The organism is Roseateles chitinivorans (assembly GCF_050632145.1).
Lineage (GTDB): Bacteria > Pseudomonadota > Gammaproteobacteria > Burkholderiales > Burkholderiaceae_C > Roseateles > Roseateles chitinivorans_B.
On sequence record NZ_CP192577.1, the window covers coordinates 4290785 to 4309936 of the forward strand.

General features: G+C 70.6%; 20 protein-coding genes. 15 read left to right on the forward strand and 5 right to left on the reverse strand.

Going from position 1 to position 19152, the window contains the following annotated elements; genetic code table 11:
- The first annotated feature begins 167 nt into the window (after window positions 1–167).
- The 5 genes from ACQ86G_RS19700 to ACQ86G_RS19720 all read left to right on the forward strand — a co-directional run bounded on the left by ACQ86G_RS19700 (window position 168) and on the right by ACQ86G_RS19720 (window position 5048).
- Window positions 168–1436 (forward strand): DUF4350 domain-containing protein, encoded by a 1269-nt coding sequence (locus tag ACQ86G_RS19700; RefSeq protein ID WP_431256904.1) that lies wholly within the window; start codon window positions 168–170, stop codon window positions 1434–1436.
- Between the two features lie 100 nt (window positions 1437–1536).
- Entirely contained in the window at window positions 1537–2517 is a 981-nt protein-coding gene (locus ACQ86G_RS19705; protein WP_431256905.1) for an AAA family ATPase, read from the forward strand.
- Entirely contained in the window at window positions 2517–3887 is a 1371-nt protein-coding gene (locus ACQ86G_RS19710) for a DUF58 domain-containing protein (protein ID WP_431256906.1), read from the forward strand. Before ACQ86G_RS19705 ends, ACQ86G_RS19710 begins: the two co-directional genes overlap by 1 nt.
- Window positions 3888–3934: 47 nt before the next feature.
- Window positions 3935–4486, forward strand: coding sequence for a DUF805 domain-containing protein (locus tag ACQ86G_RS19715; protein ID WP_431256907.1), 552 nt, complete (start codon window positions 3935–3937; stop codon window positions 4484–4486).
- 169 nt (window positions 4487–4655) lie between these two features.
- Entirely contained in the window at window positions 4656–5048 is a 393-nt protein-coding gene (locus ACQ86G_RS19720; RefSeq protein WP_431256908.1) for a DUF2845 domain-containing protein, read from the forward strand.
- Window positions 5049–5056: 8 nt separating this feature from the next.
- Here the strand turns inward: ACQ86G_RS19720 and ACQ86G_RS19725 are convergent, their stop codons facing one another.
- Complete coding sequence (locus ACQ86G_RS19725) at window positions 5057–5362, reverse strand: PEP-CTERM sorting domain-containing protein (protein WP_431256909.1); 306 nt, start codon at window positions 5360–5362, stop codon at window positions 5057–5059.
- Complete coding sequence (locus tag ACQ86G_RS19730; protein WP_431256910.1) at window positions 5341–5745, reverse strand: hypothetical protein; 405 nt, start codon at window positions 5743–5745, stop codon at window positions 5341–5343. The genes ACQ86G_RS19725 and ACQ86G_RS19730 overlap by 22 nt, the downstream gene beginning before the upstream one ends.
- 289 nt (window positions 5746–6034) lie before the next feature.
- Here ACQ86G_RS19730 and ACQ86G_RS19735 point away from each other — a divergent pair, with 289 nt between their 5' ends.
- From ACQ86G_RS19735 to ACQ86G_RS19765, 7 genes are all read left to right on the forward strand, one after another.
- Entirely contained in the window at window positions 6035–6433 is a 399-nt protein-coding gene (locus tag ACQ86G_RS19735; RefSeq protein ID WP_431256911.1) for a hypothetical protein, read from the forward strand.
- 69 nt (window positions 6434–6502) lie between these two features.
- The gene (locus tag ACQ86G_RS19740) at window positions 6503–6904 is read left to right on the forward strand and encodes a hypothetical protein (protein ID WP_431256912.1); all 402 of its coding nucleotides are present in this window, start codon (window positions 6503–6505) and stop codon (window positions 6902–6904) included.
- Window positions 6905–6983: 79 nt separating this feature from the next.
- Window positions 6984–7250 carry a hypothetical protein gene (locus ACQ86G_RS19745; RefSeq protein WP_431256913.1) on the forward strand — a complete coding sequence of 89 codons (267 nt, stop codon included), beginning with the start codon at window positions 6984–6986 and terminating at the stop codon, window positions 7248–7250.
- 30 nt (window positions 7251–7280) lie between these two features.
- Entirely contained in the window at window positions 7281–7589 is a 309-nt protein-coding gene (locus ACQ86G_RS19750) for a cyclic-phosphate processing receiver domain-containing protein (protein ID WP_431256914.1), read from the forward strand.
- An 8-nt stretch (window positions 7590–7597) separates the two neighbouring features.
- Complete coding sequence (locus ACQ86G_RS19755) at window positions 7598–7894, forward strand: hypothetical protein (RefSeq protein WP_431256915.1); 297 nt, start codon at window positions 7598–7600, stop codon at window positions 7892–7894.
- Between the two features lie 6 nt (window positions 7895–7900).
- Window positions 7901–8473 (forward strand): flavin reductase family protein, encoded by a 573-nt coding sequence (locus tag ACQ86G_RS19760; RefSeq protein WP_431256916.1) that lies wholly within the window; start codon window positions 7901–7903, stop codon window positions 8471–8473.
- Between the two features lie 151 nt (window positions 8474–8624).
- Window positions 8625–9371: an MlaA family lipoprotein gene (locus ACQ86G_RS19765; RefSeq protein ID WP_431256917.1), complete on the forward strand. Its 747-nt coding sequence runs from the start codon at window positions 8625–8627 to the stop codon at window positions 9369–9371.
- A 67-nt stretch (window positions 9372–9438) separates the two neighbouring features.
- Here ACQ86G_RS19765 and ACQ86G_RS19770 read toward each other — a convergent pair whose 3' ends face one another.
- The 3 genes from ACQ86G_RS19770 to ACQ86G_RS19780 are packed head-to-tail and all read right to left on the reverse strand — an operon-like array spanning window position 9439 to window position 14607.
- A complete protein-coding gene (locus ACQ86G_RS19770; RefSeq protein WP_431256918.1) occupies window positions 9439–10413 on the reverse strand; it encodes an aspartyl/asparaginyl beta-hydroxylase domain-containing protein in 975 nt (324 codons plus the stop codon).
- A gap of 19 nt (window positions 10414–10432) precedes the next feature.
- Entirely contained in the window at window positions 10433–13498 is a 3066-nt protein-coding gene (locus ACQ86G_RS19775; RefSeq protein WP_431256919.1) for an efflux RND transporter permease subunit, read from the reverse strand.
- Window positions 13495–14607, reverse strand: a complete 1113-nt coding sequence (locus ACQ86G_RS19780) for an efflux RND transporter periplasmic adaptor subunit (RefSeq protein ID WP_431256920.1) — start codon at window positions 14605–14607, stop codon at window positions 13495–13497. Before ACQ86G_RS19780 ends, ACQ86G_RS19775 begins: the two co-directional genes overlap by 4 nt.
- 279 nt (window positions 14608–14886) lie before the next feature.
- Here ACQ86G_RS19780 and ACQ86G_RS19785 point away from each other — a divergent pair, with 279 nt between their 5' ends.
- Genes ACQ86G_RS19785 through ACQ86G_RS19795 form a run of 3 tightly spaced genes read left to right on the forward strand, consistent with a single transcriptional unit; the run spans window position 14887 to window position 19086 of the window.
- Window positions 14887–15726 carry a MipA/OmpV family protein gene (locus ACQ86G_RS19785; protein ID WP_431256921.1) on the forward strand — a complete coding sequence of 280 codons (840 nt, stop codon included), beginning with the start codon at window positions 14887–14889 and terminating at the stop codon, window positions 15724–15726.
- A gap of 55 nt (window positions 15727–15781) precedes the next feature.
- Window positions 15782–17188 (forward strand): HAMP domain-containing sensor histidine kinase, encoded by a 1407-nt coding sequence (locus tag ACQ86G_RS19790; RefSeq protein WP_431256922.1) that lies wholly within the window; start codon window positions 15782–15784, stop codon window positions 17186–17188.
- Complete coding sequence (locus ACQ86G_RS19795) at window positions 17185–19086, forward strand: AI-2E family transporter (RefSeq protein ID WP_431256923.1); 1902 nt, start codon at window positions 17185–17187, stop codon at window positions 19084–19086. Before ACQ86G_RS19790 ends, ACQ86G_RS19795 begins: the two co-directional genes overlap by 4 nt.
- Window positions 19087–19152: the final 66 nt, after the last annotated feature.

The following is a 19152-nucleotide window of genomic DNA, read 5'->3' on the forward strand; positions in this document are numbered from 1 at the left end:
GGTGGCCTATGCGCAGCGCGAGCTGCCGGCCGACCGTTTCGAGGCCCTGTGCGCGGAATTCGACGCGCGCATGGCGGCCGGCGCGGCCGCGGACGCCGCGGGTAGGGCGGCGACCGCGGGTACGGCGGGTGGGGCGGGTACCGCGGGCACCACCCCAGGGGCGCGACATGACGCGCGAACGCCTGTTCCTGCTGCTGGCCGCGCTGGCGCTGATCGCCGGCGGCTGGTGGCTCTCGAACAACACCGAGTGGGTGGAAGAGGACGTGCCCCGTCCGGCCACCGGCGAGGCCCGGGACAACCCGGTCTACGCGTTCGAGCAGATCCTGCGCAAGCTCGGCATGCATGCCGAACACCACGAGCAGCTCGACCGGATGCCGCCGGAGGGCGCGCGTCTGGTGCTGCTGTCTTCGGACTGGTCGCTGGTGCCGGAACGCGCCGCGCAGATGCGCGCCTGGGTCGAGCGCGGCGGTCATCTGGTGCTGCTGCAGGGCGCGGACTGGGACGACACGGGGCTCGCGGACTGGGTGCCCGTCGAGGCCGTCGATGTCACCGAGCGGGCCCAGCGCGAGCGGGCGGCGGCCGACGCGGCCGCCAAGGCGAAGTCCGAAGCGAAAGGCGCGAACGGCAAGAGCGCGGAGAAGGCTGAGGACGCTGAGAACGCGGAAGACGCTGAAAGCGCGGACGACGAGGACGACGAGGAAGACCGCGACGTGGCCTTCTCCGAGCCGCCGGTCTTCGGCGGGATCGAGTCGCTCGATCTCTGCAGCCAATTCACCTGGAGCAGGCGTCTGAGGGTCAAGCCGGGGCATCGGGCGGACTGGACGCTCACGCAGGCGTCGGGCCGGCAAGGGGTCCGCGTGGCCCAGGGACGGGGCAGCGTGACGGTGCTCAATGCCGGCGCCACGATCTTCCAGGGCCGCCTGCCTTTCGGTTGCGACCTCCCGCTGCTGCTGACCGCCACGGTGCAGGCCGATCGTGGCGCCACGGCCTGGATCTACCTGAACGAGAAGCGCGAGCCGCTGACGCCGTGGCTGTGGCGCACCGGCTGGATCGCGATCGTGCTGGGCCTGCTGACGCTGGCCGCCGCGCTGTGGCGGGCGGCGGTGCGCTTCGGCCCGCGCCTGGCCGCGCCGCCGCGTCTGCGCCGGTCGATCTCGGAGCAGGTGCGCGGCATGGGGGCCTACCTGCACCGGCACGGCCGGGACGCCCTGCTCGGCGCGCAGCAGCGCGCGCTCGAGGAGGCGGCGACCCGCATCGTGCGCGGCTATGGCCGCCTGCCGCTGGCCGACCGGGTGCACGCGATCGCGACGGCGACCGGCGTGGCGCGGGACGACCTGTACACGGCGATGTCCTCGAGGTTCTGCACCCGGGCGGAGCTGCCCGCCCGCCTGCAGCTGCTCGAGACCGCGCGCCGGCTGCTGCTCCGACGCCGGTGAGCCGCACCCGGCCGCCTCCGAACGAACCCGCCTCCGAACCCGCCTCCGAACCCGTATCCGAGTTGCACCCGCACCGCATCCACGACGAAAGACCTTCGCAATGATCAAGCCCGAGGAACTCAAGCTCGCCACGCACTGGCTGCAGGTGCTGCGCAACGAAGTCGGCAAGGCCGTGGTCGGCCAGCCGGAGGCGGTCGAGCAGATGCTCGTCGCCGTGGTGGCGTCCGGCCATGTGCTGGTCGAGGGCGTGCCGGGACTGGGCAAGACGCTGCTGGCGCGCGCGCTGGCGCAGGCGCTGCAGCTGAAGTACGCGCGGGTGCAGTTCACGCCGGACCTGATGCCGGCGGACGTCATCGGTCACAGCGTGCTGGACGACACCGGCGCGGGCCTGGGCCAGCTGCGCGTGCGCAAGGGCCCGGTGTTCACGAACCTGCTGCTGGCCGACGAGATCAACCGCGCGCCGGCCAAGACGCAGAGCGCGCTGCTCGAGGTGATGCAGGAGTACCAGGCCACGCTGGAAGGCGAGAGCCTGGGCCTGCCGCGGCCCTTCATCGTGATGGCCACCCAGAACCCGGTGGACACCGAGGGCACCTATCCGCTGCCCGAGGCGCAGCTCGACCGTTTCCTGCTGCAGATCCGCATCGGTTACCCGACGCATGACGAGGAGACGGCCATCGTGCAGCTGGTGACGGCGCACCGCGCCGGGCACGAGCTGCCGCTGGAGGTCGTGCAGCCGGTGCTGGACGACGTGCAGGTGCTGGAACTGCAGCGCCTGGCCAGCCTCGTGCACGTGGACGCCAAGGTCATCGACTACGCGGTGCGCGTGGTCCGGGTGACGCGCAACTGGCCGGGCCTGGAGTTCGGCGCGGGACCGCGCGCCAGCGTGGCGCTGATCCGCGCGGCGCGGGCCGTCGCGTTGATCGAGGGCCGCGATTTCGTGACGCCGGACGACGTCGCCAAGCAGGCGCTGGCGGTGTTGCGCCACCGCGTGACGATGGCGCCGGACGCCCAGATCGAAGGGCGCGACCTCGACGAGATCCTGGCCGCCGCGCTGGAGAGCGTGGAGGCGCCGCGGCTCTGATGGACACCGTGCGTCGCATCGTCCTGCCCACGCGGGCCAGCATCGCGGTGCTGGCCGGCCTGGCCGTGGCCGCGGCCGTCGCGTTGGCGGCCGGTGCGCCGCTCGCGGTCGTGGCGCCGTCGGGCGGCGCGCTGCTCGGCCTGTTCCTGCTCATCGCCGGCGTCGACCTGTGGCGCAGCCTGCGCCTGTGGCGCCACAGCGGCGTGCGCATCGAACGTCGCCTGCCCGCGGCCTTCGCCATCGGCGCATCGACCGAACTGAAGCTCGACCTCGTCAACGCGAGCGAGCTGGCCTGGCGGGTGAAGGTCTTCGACGAGCTCGACCCGATCTTCGATTTCGACGGCCTGCCGCGCACGCTCGCGCTCGCCGCGCAGAGCCGCAGCCGCGTGAGTTTCCGCGTCACGGCGCGCCAGCGCGGCGTCGCGCGGCTGGGTCGCACCCAGCTGCTGTGGCGCAGCCGCGCGGGATGCTTCGAGGTGCGCGAGCGCGTCGGCGAGGCGAGCGATCTGCGCGTCTATCCGAATTTCGCCGCGCTGGCGCGTTACGGCTGGCTGTCGGGCGACCGCCGTCTGGCGCAGATCGGCATCAAGACCTTCATCCAGCGCGGGCAGGGCACCGATTTCCGTCAGCTCGCGGAATACAAGCGGGGCGATCCGCTGCGCCACCTCGACGTGAAAGCCTCGCTGCGGCACCGCAAGCCGGTGGTGCGCGAGTTCCAGGACGAGCGCGACCAGTGCGTGATGTTCCTGCTCGACTGCGGACGGCGCATGCGCGCGGACGAGCAGTCGGCCGGCGCGGGCGAGACCAGCCACTTCGACGACGCGCTGGATGCGCTGATGCTGCTGGCCTACGTCGCGCTGTCCGAAGGCGACGAGGTCGGCGCGATGACCTTCGGCAACGAGGAGGGCCAGGGCCGGGACTGCGCGCCGCGCAAGGGCATGGGGACGCTCAACGTGCTGATGAACAAGATGCACGACCTGCAGCCGGGCGGCCACCATTCCGACTACCTGGCCGCGGCGGAGGCCTTGTCGCACCGGCTGCGCCGGCGCTCGCTGGTGATCGTGCTGACCAACTTCCGCGACGAGGACTCGCCGGAACTGCAGCCCGCGTTGCGCCTGCTGCGGCGCCGGCACCTGGTGTTGCTGGCGAGCCTGCGCGAGACCGCGCTGGGTCGCATCGCCGGGCAGCCGATCGCGGGAGCGGAGGACGCGGTCGCGGTCGCGAGCGCGCACCTGCTGTCGCAGGCCCGCCATGACGCCTTCGCCCGCGTGGTCGACCAGGACCGGCTGTCCATCGATGTCGAGCCGCGTCAGCTGGCGTCGACGCTGGTCAACCGGTACCACCAGGTCAAGCGCGCCGGGTTGCTCTGATTCACCGCCTTGGACGGCAGATACTCATTCATCGCAGGAGGGACCTCGTGACCGAACAGACCTTGAACCATTACGCGGCGCCGAAGGCGCATGTGGCCGACGTGGCGCCCTCGGAGGGCATGTCGGAACTCAACGTGTTCGGGATCCAGGGACGCATCGGTCGGCTGCGATACCTGGCCTACCTGATGGCCGGCATGCTGGTGTACGGCATCCTGTCGCGCGTCGTGATTGCCGCCGCGGGCGAAGATGAGCGCACCATCATCACCGTCGCGTCGGTCCTGTGGCTGGGTCTTCTCTGGTTCCACGTCATCACGGGCGTCAAGCGCTGCCACGACCTGGGCATCAGCGGTTGGTGGTCGGCGAGCCTGATTGTCCCGCTGATCATGCTGGTGTGGGCGTTCGTTCCCGGCCGCAAACGCGCCAACCGCTTCGGCCCGCCGCCGCCGCCCAACAACTGGGGCGTCCGCATCCTCGGACTGCTGCTGCCGATCCTGTATGCCGGCGTCATCCTGTCGGTCGCGATCCCGGCGTACAACGCCTACATCGCCAAGGCGAAGGCGCGCGCGGCCCAGATCGCGCCCTCGGACCAGCAGCGCTGAGCGGTCGGCCGGACCGTCTGCACCGACGGCGACGCCGGTGCGCGCTCTGCGGATCGGGTTTGCCCCCGGGCGGTCAACGAGGGGGAGGGCGCGTCCGTTGCCCGTCTCAGGTTGACCGGTCCCATGACCGGTTCCATGAGCGAGGCCGGGACCGCTGCGGGAGCATGACATGACAAGAGCCGATCGACGCCGCTGGGCCCTCCGCTGCCTTGCCTGGGGCGCATTGCTGGTGGCCGGGACGGCCGTCCAGGCGCAGTCGCTGCGCTGCAGCGAGGGCGGCGTGCGCGAGGGCGACTCCCGGGTCTTCCTGCTGCGCGCCTGCGGCCAGCCGGCCATCGCCGACTCCTACTGCGCGCGGGTGCTGGTGCCGCCTGCACCGGTCGTCCAGTACTACCCGGGTCAGGTCCAGCCGGTGCAGCCGGTCCCGCAGGTGGCCTGCGTGATGACGGACGAGTGGCTGTACGAGCGCGGCGACGGCTACCTGCCGGCGGTGATCCGGATCCGCGAGGGGCGGATCATCTCGATCCGTTTCGGCGAGCAGGGCAAGTCGGAGCCGCGCTGAGGGCGTGATCAGCCGGGCGCCCGGTCCCGACGCGTCCTCCGCCAGCGCGAGACGCCGGCGAGCAGCGCGACGCCGGCCAGCATCGACGCATAGGTGGCGGGTTCCGGCACGACGACGGACATCGCCCAGATGCCTGGGGAGTTCATCAATCCGCCGGTCTCGGCATAGGCGGTTTCATAGCCGCCGTCGAGCAGGTCGCGACCCCGCGACGTCGACAGCGTGAGCCAGCCCATGCGTCCGGTCGGATAGAAGGTCTGGGTGCTGATCGACAGCTCCCAGTTGCTGGGCTGGTTCAGGAAGTTGAAGTCGGACATCGAGAGACTGCCCGAGAAGCCCGGTTGGGGGCAGCCGCCGCAATCGAACGGCGGGGGAAGGGGTAGCTCAGCGTGGCGGTGGGGCCGAAGGGATCCGGGCTCGTCATCGAAATGCTGAAGCTGAGCACGTCCCCCAGCCCGATGCGGCTGCCGAGCGGCGCGTTCGTGGTGACCACGGCGTTGATGGACACCAGGCTGAACGAGCGCCCGCCGGTCGGATCGCCGACCGGCGCCCAGGGGTCCTCGTAGGTTCTCGTGAAGAGGTTGCCGGTGTAGGTGTACTGGTAGTACTCGGCGGCGGCCGGGGCGGACGCCAGCGAGAACAGCGCGGCGACGCCCAGTGCGGCGGCGAGCGGGACCTTCGCCATCGGGATGAGGCGCATGGGGATCTCCTTGAATGTCATCTCGGTCTCGAGGACCGATGCAACACTAATCCCGCGCGCGATGGAGGATCTTCGGCGGCGACCCTCGATTCATGGACGCCCGCGCGCGCCGGGCGCGATCGACGTCATCCAAAAGCGGGGCAGGGCGGGCATGCCGCATGCCCGGCCCGGCGCCGGACGGCGCGAACCGGCATGCGGCGCTGCCGACGCGACACGACTGGCCCGGATGGGGCATGCGCCGGGCGGCGCGTGCGGCTACCCTGTGAGCTCCACGAATTCCGCCTCCGCCATGACGACCGACGCCTGCCACCAACTCCGACGAAGCCTCCTCGACCTCCACCGCGCGCTGGTCGAGCTGGAGCGCGGCGACTACCAGAAGGCCCACGGCCCGCAGAGCGCGGGCGAGTTCCTCCAGGTCATGGCCTTCGGCGAGGAGATGAAGTGGCTGGAGCCGCTGAGCCGGCTGATCACGATGCTGGACGAGGCGATCGACGGCGCCGCGGATGCGAAGCAGACGCCGCTGCCGGTGGCGCAGCGCCTGCGCGGTCTGCTCAGCCTGGACCGCGACAGCGCGGATCCGTTCATGAAGCGGTACGCGGAGCGCTTCGACCAGTCGCCCGAGCTGGTGAATGCGCACGCGGGCGTGATCGCGGCGTTGAAGGCGGTGGGGACGGTGTCGCCGGGGTGAGCGGGGCCGCGCAGCGGCGTCGGGCTGCGACTATGCTCGCGCCGGACTCAATCCTGCGAGATCGCGCCGATGCCCAAGACGATGTACTGCTGGCGATGCCGTATCGACCTGCCGATGCTCACGGACCGGGAGTGGCGTGAGGAGATCGAGCCACATCTGTCGAATGCCATCGAGCAGATCAAACGCTACCGGATCGAGCACGGCTGCTCGCTGGCCGAAGCCAACCAGAAGGGTTTCGGTCAACAGGCCTTGGCGAACTACGAGCGCCTGACGGGGTTCAAGGAAAGCAATCCGAACGCCCTGTTCCATCATCGGATCAGCGTGTACGGCCCGCCATGCACCCATTGCGGCAAGCCGCTGCGCACGCCGCAGGCGCGCGTCTGTGCAATGTGCAGCACGCCGCGAGCCCCCTGGCCCGGAAGCGATGATGCCGTCCTCGAGCGAGACGTCGTCGACGACGAGTCGTCTTGATGATCGCCACCAGACACTCTCCTGCAAGGATCCAGGACTACCACCGATGGCCGGGCGCGGCATGACAACGACTGACCCCATGATGATCAACTGCGGCGCCCATGGGGATCGCGTCTCGGCCGTGATCTGCGGGCACCTTCTGCCGTCAGGACCGGCACCGGCCGGGTTCATCGAGAACAGCAGCGATCCGGACGATCTCCAAGCCTGGTGTCACGCCTGCGAGGAGAAGTTTCAGCAGGAAGATGGGCTGACCGACGGGTTCAAGGCGTTCAATCGCATGGCGATCGTGTGCGTGACCTGCTATGACGAGGCGAAGGCTCGCCACGCGATCGCGACGAACGGTTGATCGAGGCGCCTCGGGCCAAAGGGACATCAGATGCGGATCTATTTGGATGATGAGCGGGCCACGCCGGAGGGATGGACGCGCGCCTACTGGCCAGACGAAGTCATCGAGCTGCTGAAGCTCGGTGGCGTCGAGGAGGTCAGCCTGGATCACGATCTGGGCGAAGACGAACGCGGCACGGGTTACGACGTGGTGCTGTGGGTCGAGGAAGCCGTGGCGCTTCACGGTTTCGTGCCGCCGCGTATGCGGGTGCACTCCGCCAACTCGTCGGCGCGCGAGAAGATGGAAGCGGGGATCCGCGCCATCGAACGGTTGAGGGAGCAGAGACAGCCCTCCAGGTGAATGCATCGATGCGATTCGACGAACTCCGCCTGCACGACGCCACGCTTCTTTCGATCGAGGTCGACTACGGCACCGGTCGTTGCGAGCTTCTGATGCACCCGGTCGGCGAAGACCGGCAGATCCTGGTCTTCGACGGGATCAGCGCCTTGTGCCTGCCGAGACAGGCGCCTTGGGGACGGTCCAGCGCCATCAACGCGCTGCGGCAGCCAGATCCCCAGGCGTTCGAGATCGAGCTCCAGTCCGGAGATGTGCTCCGGATCGAGGCGGCTGGATGGTCGTCTGTCAAGGAACGCCGCCTGCCGTGACCCGGCATGACGGCCGCCCATCCCCCTCCCATCAAGAAGCGCGACTTCCCCGTCGAGCGCGTCCGCCGCTACCTGGAGCCCGGTCCGATCGTGCTGGTGAGCTCGCACTGGCGCGGCCGGGACAACGTGATGGCGATGGGCTGGCACCTCGTCATGGAGTTCTCGCCGTCGCTGATCGGCTGCGTGATCTCGTCGGCGAACCACAGCCACGAGATGATCCGGCGAAGTCGCGAGTGCGTGATCAACCTGCCGACCACCGCCATGACCGACACCGTCGTGCGCATCGGCAACTGCACCGGGGCCGAGGTCGACAAGTTCGAGGCCTTCGGCTTGACGAGGCAGTCGGCCTCGCAGGTCCAGGCGCCGCTGATCGGCGAGTGCCACGCGAGCTTCGAATGCCGGCTGCATGACACCCGGATGATCAAGCGCTACGACCTCTTCGTCTTCGAGGTCGTGCAGGCCCACGTGGCCCCGCGGCCGAAGCATCCCGAGACGCTGCACTACACCGGCGACGGCACCTTCGTCGTGTCGGGGGACGTGATCAGCCGGCGATCGATGTTCCGGCCGGGGATGCTTTGAATCGATCGGCGGTGGCGCTCCTGGGCGCCTTCGGTAAGTCTCCAGAAAGACCACCGCGCCGACCATGCTCGCGGCTCCATTTCCGGAGCGGGAGCATTTCATGTCGTCGATCCTCGTCCCCTTCCAAGCCCCATCTCCAGCCGCTTCCACCGTGTCCCGACGTCTGCCGGCGCTGCTGATCGCGTCCGGCGTGCTGCTCTCGGGCTGCGCCACGCCGCAGAACCCGGACCCCATCGAGTCCGTGAACCGCAAGACCTTCGCCCTCAACGAGGGGCTCGACAAGGTCGTGCTCAAACCGGTGGCCACGGCCTACAAGACGGTCGTGCCTACGCCGGTGCGCAGCGGCGTCACCAACTTCTTCTCCAACCTGGGCGATCCCTGGTCCGGCGCCAACCTGCTGCTGCAGGGGCGGTTCAAGGACGGGCTGTCGGACTTCGCGCGCTTCGGCACCAATTCGACCGTCGGGCTGCTGGGGTTCATGGACGTCGCCACCGGCTGGGGCATGCCGCGCCACGGCGACGGCTTCAGCGACACGCTCGGCGTGTGGGGCGTCGGCGGTGGGGCCTACGTGGTGCTGCCGCTGTTCGGGCCGTCCGACCTGCGCAGCACCGCATCGATCCCCGTCAACAGCTTCGGCAACCTGACCGGGCAACTGGACGACGCCGGCGCGCGCAACGCCGTCACCATCGTCAGCATGGTCGACAAGCGCGCCAACCTGCTCGACGTGACGAAGATGGTCGACGAGGTGGCGCTGGACAAATATCTGTTCGTGCGCGATGCCTATCTCCAGCGACGCGCGCAGCGGGAGGCGGATCGGTCGGGGGCACCACGCGTCGAGAGTGACGCGCCAAAACCGGAAGCCGCGAAGCCCGATGCGGCGGAGCGGGAGAGGGAGTAAGAAGATCGCCGGCCGGCCACCCTTTGCCGTTTGCTGGCAAGGACAGCAGTGACGGTCGTCGGGCTGCTCAAGCCGTGATCGCCTCCAGCACCTGCAGCACCGCGAAGATCATCCCCATCATCGCGCTGAGCAGGCTGGAGTTCAGGACGAACTTCAAGGTCTTGTAGGTGCGGCGGCGTTCGGCCTTCATCTTCATCGAGCGCTCGCGCAGCGGCGCCAGGCGCGCGAAGAGCGCGCTGTACAGGCCTCGGCGGTCCTCGGCCGTGTTGGGCACCACGGTGCCGCTCGCGATGACGCGATAGGCCGCGTGGATGAGCCGGCCCAGCGCATTCATCGGACGGTCCACGTCGCACATCAGGATCAGCCGCGGCCGGTCGGTCCCGTTGTGCGCGGTGTGGGGATAGGTCTCGTCGAAGATGAAGTCCCGGCCGTCGGTCCAGGTGCAGTCCACGGCATCCACCTGGATGCGGCAGGCCGGGTCGTTCGGCGTCTGCAGTCCGAGGTGGTAACGCAGCGAGCAGGCCATCGGATCGGCGTGCAGCGACAGCTCGGCACCCGCGGGCAGGATCGAGAACATCGCCCCGCGGATCTGCGGCACCTGCGCCAGCAAGGCCGTCGTGCGGGGGCACAGCCGCTGCGCCGAGCGATGCGTCGTGCCGTACCACGTCAGGTAGAACTTGCTCCAGCCGCGCTTGTAGAAGGTGCGGAATCCGACGTCGTAGTAGCCCGCGGATCCCTCCGCCTTCGCGGCCTCGAAGGCACCGGCCGCCTCCAGCGCCAGCGCCTCGTCGCGCATCACCTGCCAGTGGTCGCGCAGCAGCTGGATGTTGCGGAGGTAGCCGGCCTCGATCACCGGCTGGCGGGCGTGGGCCCGCGTCGTCATGTACATCAGGCAGTTGAGCGGCGCGAACACGGGCCAGCTCTTGCGCAGGTATTGGGTGAAGCTGTCATAGCGGCGCTGGCCGCGCCAGCGGTAGACGTAGGCGATGCAGGCGGCGAAGTACGCCGTCACGGCCAGCAGGCCGAGGATGCTGAAGTTCATGGAGGTCTTTATCGGGGTCTTATCGGGGTCGCCGGACCCAGGTGAGCGCATCGTCGACGGCCTTGTACACCACCGGGATGACGAGCAGGCTGAGGACGGTGGAGGTGATCAGCCCGCCGATGACGACGATGGCCATCGGCACGCGGAAGCCGGGATCGCCGACGTAACCCATCGCCACCGGCAGCATGCCGGCGCCCATCGCGATCGTGGTCATGACGATGGGCCGGGCGCGCTTGCGGCACGCGTCGAGGATGGCCTCCTGGCGGTCCATGCCGTGGTCGCGCCGCGCGATCACGATGTAGTCGACCAGCAGGATCGAGTTCTTCGTCGCCACGCCCATCAGCATGATCAGCCCGATCATCGAGGGCATCGACAGGGTCGAGCCGGCCAGGAACAGCGCCAGCATCGCCCCGGGCACCGACAGCACCAGCGCGACCAGGATGGTCAGCGGCTGGACGAAGTTGTTGAGCAGCAGCGCCAGCACCATGTAGATGCACAGCACGCCGGTCAGCATCGCCATGCCGAAGCCGGACGCCATCTCTTCCATGTCCTCGGCCTCGCCGAGCGCGCCCAGCGTGACGCCGCGCGGCAGCTGCTTCAGCGCCGGCAGCGCCAGCACCTCGCGCTCGATGTCGCCGAGCGGGCGTCCGTTGGCCTCCACGTCGAGCGTGACCGTGCGCTGGCGATCCTGGCGCCGGATCTCCGACGGTCCGCTGCCGAAGTCCAGCGCGGCCACGTGCTCGAGCGGGACCGGTCCGCGAGCGCCGGGCACCGGCAGGCGTCGGATCGTGTCGAGGTCCTCGCGCGCGGCGTCGCTGAGCCGCATCATCACCGGCACCTGGCGCTCGCTCAGGTTGAGCTTGGCGAGCGACTGCGCGTAGTCACCCGTCGTCGCGACCCGCAAGGTCTCGGCGATGGCGGCCGAGGTCACGCCGAGGTCGCCCGCCCGCGCGAAGTCCGGCCGCACCCGCAGCTCCGGCCGCGCGACGCTGGCGGTGGAACTCACCGCGCCCAGGCCGGGCAGGGTGCGCAGTTCGCGCTCGACCTGCGCGGCATGGCGCTCGAGCGTCTCGGCGTCGTCGCCGGCCAGCGTCAGCTGGTAGCTCGCCCCGGACCCGCCCTGGCCGACCTTCACGCGCACGCCCGGCAGCGTCGACAGGCGCTCGCGCAGCGCCGCCTCGATCTGCTGCTGGTTGAGGCCGTCCTCGCGGTCCGCGCGGGGCGTCAGCTGCAGGGTCAGGACCGCGGTGCGCACGTTGGCCGCGCCTCCGTCATCGTCGCCCGGCCCGCTGCCGCCCGAGCCCGCGACCCCGATCACCGTGAACACCGAGTGCACATGGCGATACGCGCTCAGCAGCGTGCGGGCGCGCTCGGCCATCGCCACCGTGGCCGGCAGCTTGCCGCCGGGCGGCATCGTCAGCGTGACCTGCGTCCGGGCGCCGTCGTCGGGCGGGATGAAGGTCGTCGGCAGCAGGGCGGCCAGTCCGATGCCCCCGGCGAAGAACACCGCCGCCGCCACGGCAGTGACCGCGCGATGACGCAGGCACCAGCGCGCCGCCGCCAGGTAGACGCGGATCCAGCCGGGCTCCGGCTTGTGCGTGTGCTTGAAGGCGCGCAGCAGGTAGGCCGCCATCATCGGCGTCAGCAGCCGCGCGACCAGCAGCGAGAACAGCACCGCGCCCGCCGCCGTCCAGCCGAACTGGACGAAGAACTTGCCCACGGTGCCGCTCATGAAGGCCGTCGGCAGGAAGACCGCGACCAGCGTGAAGGTGGTGGCGATCACCGCCAGGCCGATCTCGTCGGCCGCCTCCATCGCCGCCTGGTACGGCGTCTTGCCCATCAGCAGGTGGCGCTCGATGTTCTCGATCTCGACGATCGCGTCGTCGACCAGCACGCCCACCACCAGCGACAGCGACAGCAGCGTCACCGTGTTGAGCGTGAAGCCCATCCCCTGCATCAGCGCGAAGGTCGGGATCACCGACAGCGGCAGCGCCACCGCCGCGACGAAGGTCGCGCGCCAGTCCCTCAGGAACAGGAACACCACCAGCACCGCGAGCGCCGCGCCCTCGAGCAGCAGCCGCATCGATCCCTCGTAGTTCTCGATGATCTCGCCGGTGAAATCGACCGCCTCGACGAAGCGCAGGTCGGGCCGGCGCGCCTGCAGGCCGGCGACGGCGCGCCGCACGCCCTCGGCCACGTCCAGTTCCCCGAAGCCGCGCGCGCGCACGATCTCGAAGCCGACGACGGGCGAGCCGTCCAGCAGCGCGGCGGCGCGGGCCTCCGAGGCCGTGTCGGTCACCGTCGCGACCTGGCCGATGCGCAGGCGCCGGCCGTCGGTCAGCGACAGCTCGATCGCGGCGATGTCCTCGGCCGTCCGCACCGTGGCGATCGTGCGCACCGACTGCTCGACGCCGCCGAGGTCGACGCGCCCGCCCGACGCCTCCTGCTGCATCTCGCGCAGCTGGCGCGAGATCTCGGCCGCGGTCGTGTTCAGCGCGAGCAGGCGCTGCGGATCGAGCGCCACCCGCACCTCGCGCTCCAGGCCGCCGACGCGGTTCACCGCGCCGACGCCGGGCACGGCGAGCAAAGCGCGGCTGACCTCGTTGTCGACGATCCAGGACAGTGCCTCGGCATCCAGCTGCGGCGCCGCGACGGTGAAGGTCAGGATCGCCGAACCGACGATCTCGACCTTCCTGACGACCGGATCGCGCAGGTCCGCGGGCAGATCGGCGCGCACCCGCGCGACCGCGTCGCGGACGTCGTCGATCGCCTGGTCGGTGGGCTTCTCCAGCCGGAACTCGACGGCGATCTCCGCCGCGCCGTCGGTCAGCGTCGTCTGGAGGTGCTTGACGCCCTGGACCGTCGCCAGCGAGTTCTCGATCTTGCGCGCGACCTCCGTCTCCATCTGCGACGGAGAGGCGCCGGGCAGCGAGGCGGAGACGGAGACGCGCGGCACGTCGATGTCGGGGAAGTTCTGGACGGACAGCGCGGAGAAGGCCATCAGCCCCAGCGCCGTCAGCAGCACGAAGAGCAGGATCGCGGGCGACGGATGGCGGATGGACCACGAGGAGACGTTGAGGCTCATCGCGCGGCCTCGACGATGCGGACCAGGTCGTTGTCGCCCAGGAAGGCGCCGCCGGAGGCCACGACGCGGTCGGCCGGCGCCAGCCCCTCCAGGATCTCGACCAGGTCCGCGGTCTGCCGGCCGACGCGCACGCGCGCCTGCGCGACGCGGTCGCGGGCGCCGATCCGCATCACCTGATGCCGGCCGTCTCGCAACTGCACGGCGCCGCGCGGCAGCACCATCGCGGCGCTGCTGCCGAGCTCGAAATCGCCGTGCGCGTAGGTGCCGGCGCGCGCCGCGTGGTGGCGCGGCAGGTCGACGTACACCAGGCCGTTGCGCGTCAGCGTGTCGACCGAGGGCGCGATCATGCGCACGCGGCCCTCGACCGCGTCGCCGTTGACCAGAGTGACGCGGACCCGTTGCCCCGGCCGGACCTGGACGAGGTCGGGGGCGGCGATCTCCGCGCGCCACTCCACGCGGCCGCCGCGGATCATGCGGAACAGCTCCTGGCCCGCCGGCACCACCGAACCGACCGTCGCCGCTCGCGCGGAGATGATGCCGTCGTCGGGCGCGAGCACCCGGGTGTGCGTCAGGCGCAGCGACTGGCTCCGCTCGACGGCGCGGGTCGCGTCGAGCCGCGCCTGCGCCGAGCGCGCGGCGGCCTCGTACTGCTGGATCTGCTGCGTCGACATCGCGCCGCTCTCCCGCAGCGCCTGCGCGCGCTGCGCGTTGGCGGCCGCCTCAGCGAGGGCCACCTCCGCCTGCGCGACCTCGGCGCGGCGCTGCGCGAGCTCGGCGTTCACCGTGTCGGCGGAGAAGGTTGCCAGCACCTGGCCGCGTCGGACCTCGTCGCCGACGTTCACGGTCACTGCGGTCAGGCGCAGGCCGTTGGCCTCCGAGCCGATCAGCGCCTCCTGCCAAGCGCTCACGTTGCCGTTGGCGGACAGCCGGATCGGCAGCGTGGCGGGGCGCAGGCGCGCGGCGGCGACCGCGAGCGCGGGGGTCTCGCCGCGCACGGCGGCGGGCCGGTCCGCCGCCGAGGACGGACTGACGAACTTGACGAGCAGGGCGGCGCAGAGCAGGGCCGCGCCCGCGACGCCGAGCGTGAGCTTGAGGGAAGGGGTCATCATCGCGGAGCAGGTCGGAAGTGAGGGGAGCGGCGAGCCCAGGAGCGACAGCCTCCGAGGTGGCCGGCTCATGAGGAGGAGGGGGCGCGACGGCGCCTGGGCCGCGACTGTCCCGTCGGACGTCTTTCCGGCTCCTTACCGCCGGCCGCGGGCGGGGCCAGTCCTTGCCTGCCCGCGCCGGAGGGAAACAGTCGGTGAACAGTCGGTGTACGGTAAGGAGTCAGTAAGACGGCGGCACCGAGGATGCGGTCTCCAATCACCGCCCCCTTCCGGGAACTTCTCATGGCACCGCAGACACGATTCCTTCCGCAGGCACCCCGGGCGCTCGCCCGCGCCGTCCTCTCCTCCGCAGCCGTCCTGTGCGTGTCGGCGCCGTTGTCCGCGTTCGCGGCAGGGGCGGACGGCCCCGGTGGCCCCGGCGGCAAGGACGGTGAATCGTCCTGGGGCCTGGGCATCGGCGCCGTGAGTTCCCAGAAGGCCTACACCGGCTACGACCGCGAGACCAAGGTGCTGCCGATGCTCAGCTACGAGAACCGCTGGGTGAAGGTGGCCGGGCTGGGTGTCACGGGCAAGCTGCCGAGCTGGAACATCAACCCGTCGCAGCGCGTCGACTTCGGCCTGGTCGCCAGGCTGGACCTGGGCGGCTACGAGCAGGACGACGCCCCCATCCTCAACGGCATGGCCGAGCGCAAGGGCGGCGTGTGGGTCGGCGCGAAGGCCGAGTGGAAGACCGACCTCTTCGATCTGGGCGGCGAGTGGACCGCCGACGCCTCCGGCCACAGCAAGGGCCAGAAGTTCGCGGTGACGCTGGAGAAGACCTGGCGCCTGGGCGGACAGGTGATGCTGACGCCGCGCCTGGGCGCCAACTGGGTCGACAAGAAGTACGTCGACTACTACTACGGCGTCCGCGCGAGCGAGGTCCGCGCGGACCGTGCGTTCTACCAGGGCAAGTCGACGACCAACGTCGAGGTGGGGCTGCGCACCATGTACCTGTTCAACCGGCACCATGCGATGCTGCTGGACCTCAGCGTCACGGGCCTGGGCAGCGCCATCAAGGACAGCCCGCTGGTCGACCGTTCGACGGAGAATCGCGTCTTCGTCGGCTACCAGTACCGCTTCTGATGCCTCGGGGACACCACGCGCCGACAGGAGACCGCCCGACGTGACACGCGGTTGGATGAACAGCCTCACCGTGAAGGTGCTGGTGGCCTACCTCGCCGGCGTCGTGCTGACGGTGGCGGCGCTGGTGCTCCTCTTCGACGGCGTGACGCGCTGGCGCGGCACGCTCTACTTCGACGAGGACATCTCCGAGTTCGCCGAGGAACTCTCGGAGAAGCTCGTGTTCGACGCGACCGGCACGCCGGTCGGCTTCAACGAGGACGCGCGCCGCTACGACTGGATGTACGTCAAGCTCAAAGGCGACCTGGCCTACCGGCTGCTGGACGCGTCGGGCCGGGTCGTGCTCGCGTCGCCGGAGTCGGAGGCCTTCTGGGCCGCGAGCGGCCCGGGCGCGCGCCGGCTGGCGCAGGGCAACTTCTCGTTCGACTACGGCGGCCAGCCGATGCGCGGCGCCACGGAGGTGGTGCGCCACCAGGGCCGCGCCTGGTACTTCCAGCAGGCCGGCAGCGCGCGGCTCTTCGAGCTCTTCCACGTCGAGTTCGCGATGCCGTTCATGAGCAAGGGCATGGGGCTGTTCGCCACCACGCTGCTGCTGGTCTTCGGCGTGTGCGCCTACCTGACGCTGCGGCGCGTGCTCAAGCCGCTGCACGAGGTCTCGGCCTCGGCGGCGGCGATCTCGCCGCGCTCGGTGCATGGCCGGCTGCAGATCGACCGCGTGCCGACGGAGATCGTCCCGCTGGTCGAGAGCTTCAACCGCGCGCTGGACAGCCTGGAGCGCGGCTACCGCGTGCAGCAGGAGTTCCTCGCCACGGCGGCGCACGAGCTGAAGACGCCGCTGGCGCTGATCCGCGCGCAGGTCGAGTTCATGGCCGCCGGCAAGGGACCGGACATGCTGCTGCAGGACGTCGAGCACATGACGCGGCAGGTGCAGCAGTTGCTGCTGCTCGCCGAGGCGAGCGAGACGCAGAACTACACCTTCGCGCCGACCGATGTCGGCGCGGCCGCGCGCGAGGCGGTCGAGTACCTGACCCGCATGTCGTCGGCGCGAGGGGTCGAGCTCGAGGTGCGGCACGAGCCGCGGGACCCGCGGGACCCGCAGGCGCTGGCGCCACGGCAGCCGCCGGCGCCGCATGAGCCGGTCCTGTGGGCCGCCGATCGCGGCGCGCTGTTCACGCTGCTCAAGAATCTGCTCGAGAACGCCATCCAGCACGCGCCGGCGGGCAGCCGGATCAGCGTCGAGATCGAGGCGGACCGGCTGAGCGTCCGCGATCGCGGGCCGGGCGTGGCCCCGCACCAGCTGGACCGGATGTTCGCGCGCTTCTGGCGCGGCGTGCATCGCCGCGATCATGGGGCCGGGCTGGGCCTGGCCATCTGCCAGGAGATCGCCGAGGCGCATGGGTGGACGCTGACCGCGCAGCCGGAGGATCCGGGACTGCGGATGGTGGTCGCAAAATCCCCTGCATGACCCAAGCAGCCCCTTCGTCGCCCCTGGCCGGCAAATTCCTCATCGGCGTGTCCGTCCTGGGCCTGCTCTACCTGGGCCGGGAGGTGCTGGTGCCGATGACGCTGGCGGGGACGCTGGCCTTCGTCCTGGCGCCCTTCGTGCGGCGGTTCCGACGCCTCGGCCTGGGACAGACCGCCGCCGCCCTCTCGGCCTTGCTGCTGGCCGGCTGCTTCGTGGGGGTGGTCGGTGCGGCCCTCCTGGGCCAGCTGAGCGCCATGTCCCGCGAGCTGCCGGCCTACGAGGCCAACCTGCAGGAGAAGCTGACCACGCTGCGCAAGCTCACCGTCGATCAGCTGGAGGAAGCGCATGGCCGGGCCGGCCGGATGATGGGGAACTTCCGGTCGTCCGCGTCGCAGACCGCCGGAGCCGCGGGGGGCGTCGACCCGGAGGAGCCGGTCCTGCGCCAGACGACGGCGCCGACGGAGCCGCCCGACCGCGGCGCGGACGCGCTGCGGCGACTGGCCGCCGCCGTCTGGGGGCCCGCCGCCACGGTGGGCATCGTGATCCTCGTGCTGATCTTTTCCCTGCTGGAGCAGGACGTGCTGCGCGACCGGCTGATCCGCCTGCTCGGCGGATCGGACATCCGCGCGGCGACCAGCGCGGTGAACGACGCGGGCCAGCGGCTGTCGCGTTATTTCATCTCGCAGTTCACGGTCAACCTCGGCGTGGCCGTCGTGATCGGCGTCCTGCTCGCGGTGCTCGGCATGCCGCACGCCGTGATCTGGGCGGTGCTGGCGGGCGTGCTGCGGTTCATCCCCTACGTCGGATTCCCCGCCGCGGCGTTGGGGGCCTGCGCCGTGGCCGCGGGCGTGTCACCCGGGTGGGACCTCGCCTGGGCGACCGCGCTGGTGTTCCTGGCGGTCGAGCTGGTGGTGGCCCATGTGCTGGAGCCGAGGCTGTACGGGCATGCGACGGGACTTTCCCCGTTGTCCGTGGTCGTCGCCGCCATCTTCTGGAGCGCGCTGTGGGGGCCGGTCGGCCTGCTGCTGTCCACGCCGCTGACGCTCTGTCTCGTCGTGGCGGGCCGGCATGTGCCTGCCTTGGCCTTCCTGGACATCCTCCTGGGCGATACCCCTGCGTTGAGCCTGGCGCAACGCTTCTATCAACGCAGCCTGAGCGGCGACGCGGTGGAGATCCTGGCCGACGCCCGCGCATTCCTGAAGCGGAAATCGCTGGCGACCTACTGCGACAAGGTGGTGCTGCCCGCGCTCAATCTCGGCCGGGACGATCTGGCCCGCAACCTGATCACGCAGCAGCAACGGTCCGCCGCGCAACGCGTCATCCTGCATGTGCTCGGTGAGCTGACGCGTCTGCCGCACGCGCCCAAGCGCCGATGGACACGGTCGATGCTGTTCGGCGGCGATCTGGGACTGCAGCTGCGCCAGGACCGGCTGAGCATCGAGGCGGGCTCGGCGGGCAGGCCCGCGGCGGGCGCCGGCGCGGCGCTGATCTGCATCAGCATGGACGACCGGGAGGCTCACCTGTCGGCGGAGCTGCTCGTGCGGATCCTGCGCGGGGATCAACTCGACGCACGGCACGTCACCGTCCAGGAGCTGGCGGACGTGGCGGGCATGGCGGCCGGGCTGGACGTGGCGGCGGTGCAGGCGGTGCTCGTCGTGGCCGCCGCCGCGGACGGCGCGGTCGAAGGAGACGCCCAGGCGCTCAACGAGAGGCTCGCACGATGGCCGCAGGCCCGCGTGATCTCGATGTTCTCGGCGAACAGGACCTCCGTGGACCAGATCGCACCGGACCGGCCGCATGACACGGTGTTCTCGTTCGAGGAAGCGATCGCGCTGCTGAAGCGCACCGAGCTGCCGGTGCTGCCGGTCGCGGACACCGGCGCCGGCCGTGGCGAGTGAAGCGGCCACTGAGGCGGCGACCTGAAGCGGCGACCTGAAGCGATGACTTGAGCGGGGACGGGTACT

Bases quoted from the DNA above. Each gene is read 5' to 3' on its own strand.
- ACQ86G_RS19700 (WP_431256904.1), top strand. From the start codon at position 168: ATGACGCGCGAACGCCTGTTCCTGCTGCTGGCCGCGCTGGCGCTGATC.
- ACQ86G_RS19705 (WP_431256905.1), top strand. From the start codon at position 1,537: ATGATCAAGCCCGAGGAACTCAAGCTCGCCACGCACTGGCTGCAGGTG.
- ACQ86G_RS19710 (WP_431256906.1), top strand. From the start codon at position 2,517: ATGGACACCGTGCGTCGCATCGTCCTGCCCACGCGGGCCAGCATCGCG.
- ACQ86G_RS19720 (WP_431256908.1), top strand. From the start codon at position 4,656: ATGACAAGAGCCGATCGACGCCGCTGGGCCCTCCGCTGCCTTGCCTGG.
- ACQ86G_RS19725 (WP_431256909.1), bottom strand. From the start codon at position 5,362: ATGTCCGACTTCAACTTCCTGAACCAGCCCAGCAACTGGGAGCTGTCG.
- ACQ86G_RS19730 (WP_431256910.1), bottom strand. From the start codon at position 5,745: ATGCGCCTCATCCCGATGGCGAAGGTCCCGCTCGCCGCCGCACTGGGC.
- ACQ86G_RS19735 (WP_431256911.1), top strand. From the start codon at position 6,035: ATGACGACCGACGCCTGCCACCAACTCCGACGAAGCCTCCTCGACCTC.
- ACQ86G_RS19740 (WP_431256912.1), top strand. From the start codon at position 6,503: ATGCCCAAGACGATGTACTGCTGGCGATGCCGTATCGACCTGCCGATG.
- ACQ86G_RS19745 (WP_431256913.1), top strand. From the start codon at position 6,984: ATGATGATCAACTGCGGCGCCCATGGGGATCGCGTCTCGGCCGTGATC.
- ACQ86G_RS19750 (WP_431256914.1), top strand. From the start codon at position 7,281: ATGCGGATCTATTTGGATGATGAGCGGGCCACGCCGGAGGGATGGACG.
- ACQ86G_RS19755 (WP_431256915.1), top strand. From the start codon at position 7,598: ATGCGATTCGACGAACTCCGCCTGCACGACGCCACGCTTCTTTCGATC.
- ACQ86G_RS19760 (WP_431256916.1), top strand. From the start codon at position 7,901: ATGACGGCCGCCCATCCCCCTCCCATCAAGAAGCGCGACTTCCCCGTC.
- ACQ86G_RS19770 (WP_431256918.1), bottom strand. From the start codon at position 10,413: ATGAACTTCAGCATCCTCGGCCTGCTGGCCGTGACGGCGTACTTCGCC.
- ACQ86G_RS19775 (WP_431256919.1), bottom strand. From the start codon at position 13,498: ATGAGCCTCAACGTCTCCTCGTGGTCCATCCGCCATCCGTCGCCCGCG.
- ACQ86G_RS19780 (WP_431256920.1), bottom strand. From the start codon at position 14,607: ATGATGACCCCTTCCCTCAAGCTCACGCTCGGCGTCGCGGGCGCGGCC.
- ACQ86G_RS19785 (WP_431256921.1), top strand. From the start codon at position 14,887: ATGGCACCGCAGACACGATTCCTTCCGCAGGCACCCCGGGCGCTCGCC.
- ACQ86G_RS19790 (WP_431256922.1), top strand. From the start codon at position 15,782: ATGAACAGCCTCACCGTGAAGGTGCTGGTGGCCTACCTCGCCGGCGTC.
- ACQ86G_RS19795 (WP_431256923.1), top strand. From the start codon at position 17,185: ATGACCCAAGCAGCCCCTTCGTCGCCCCTGGCCGGCAAATTCCTCATC.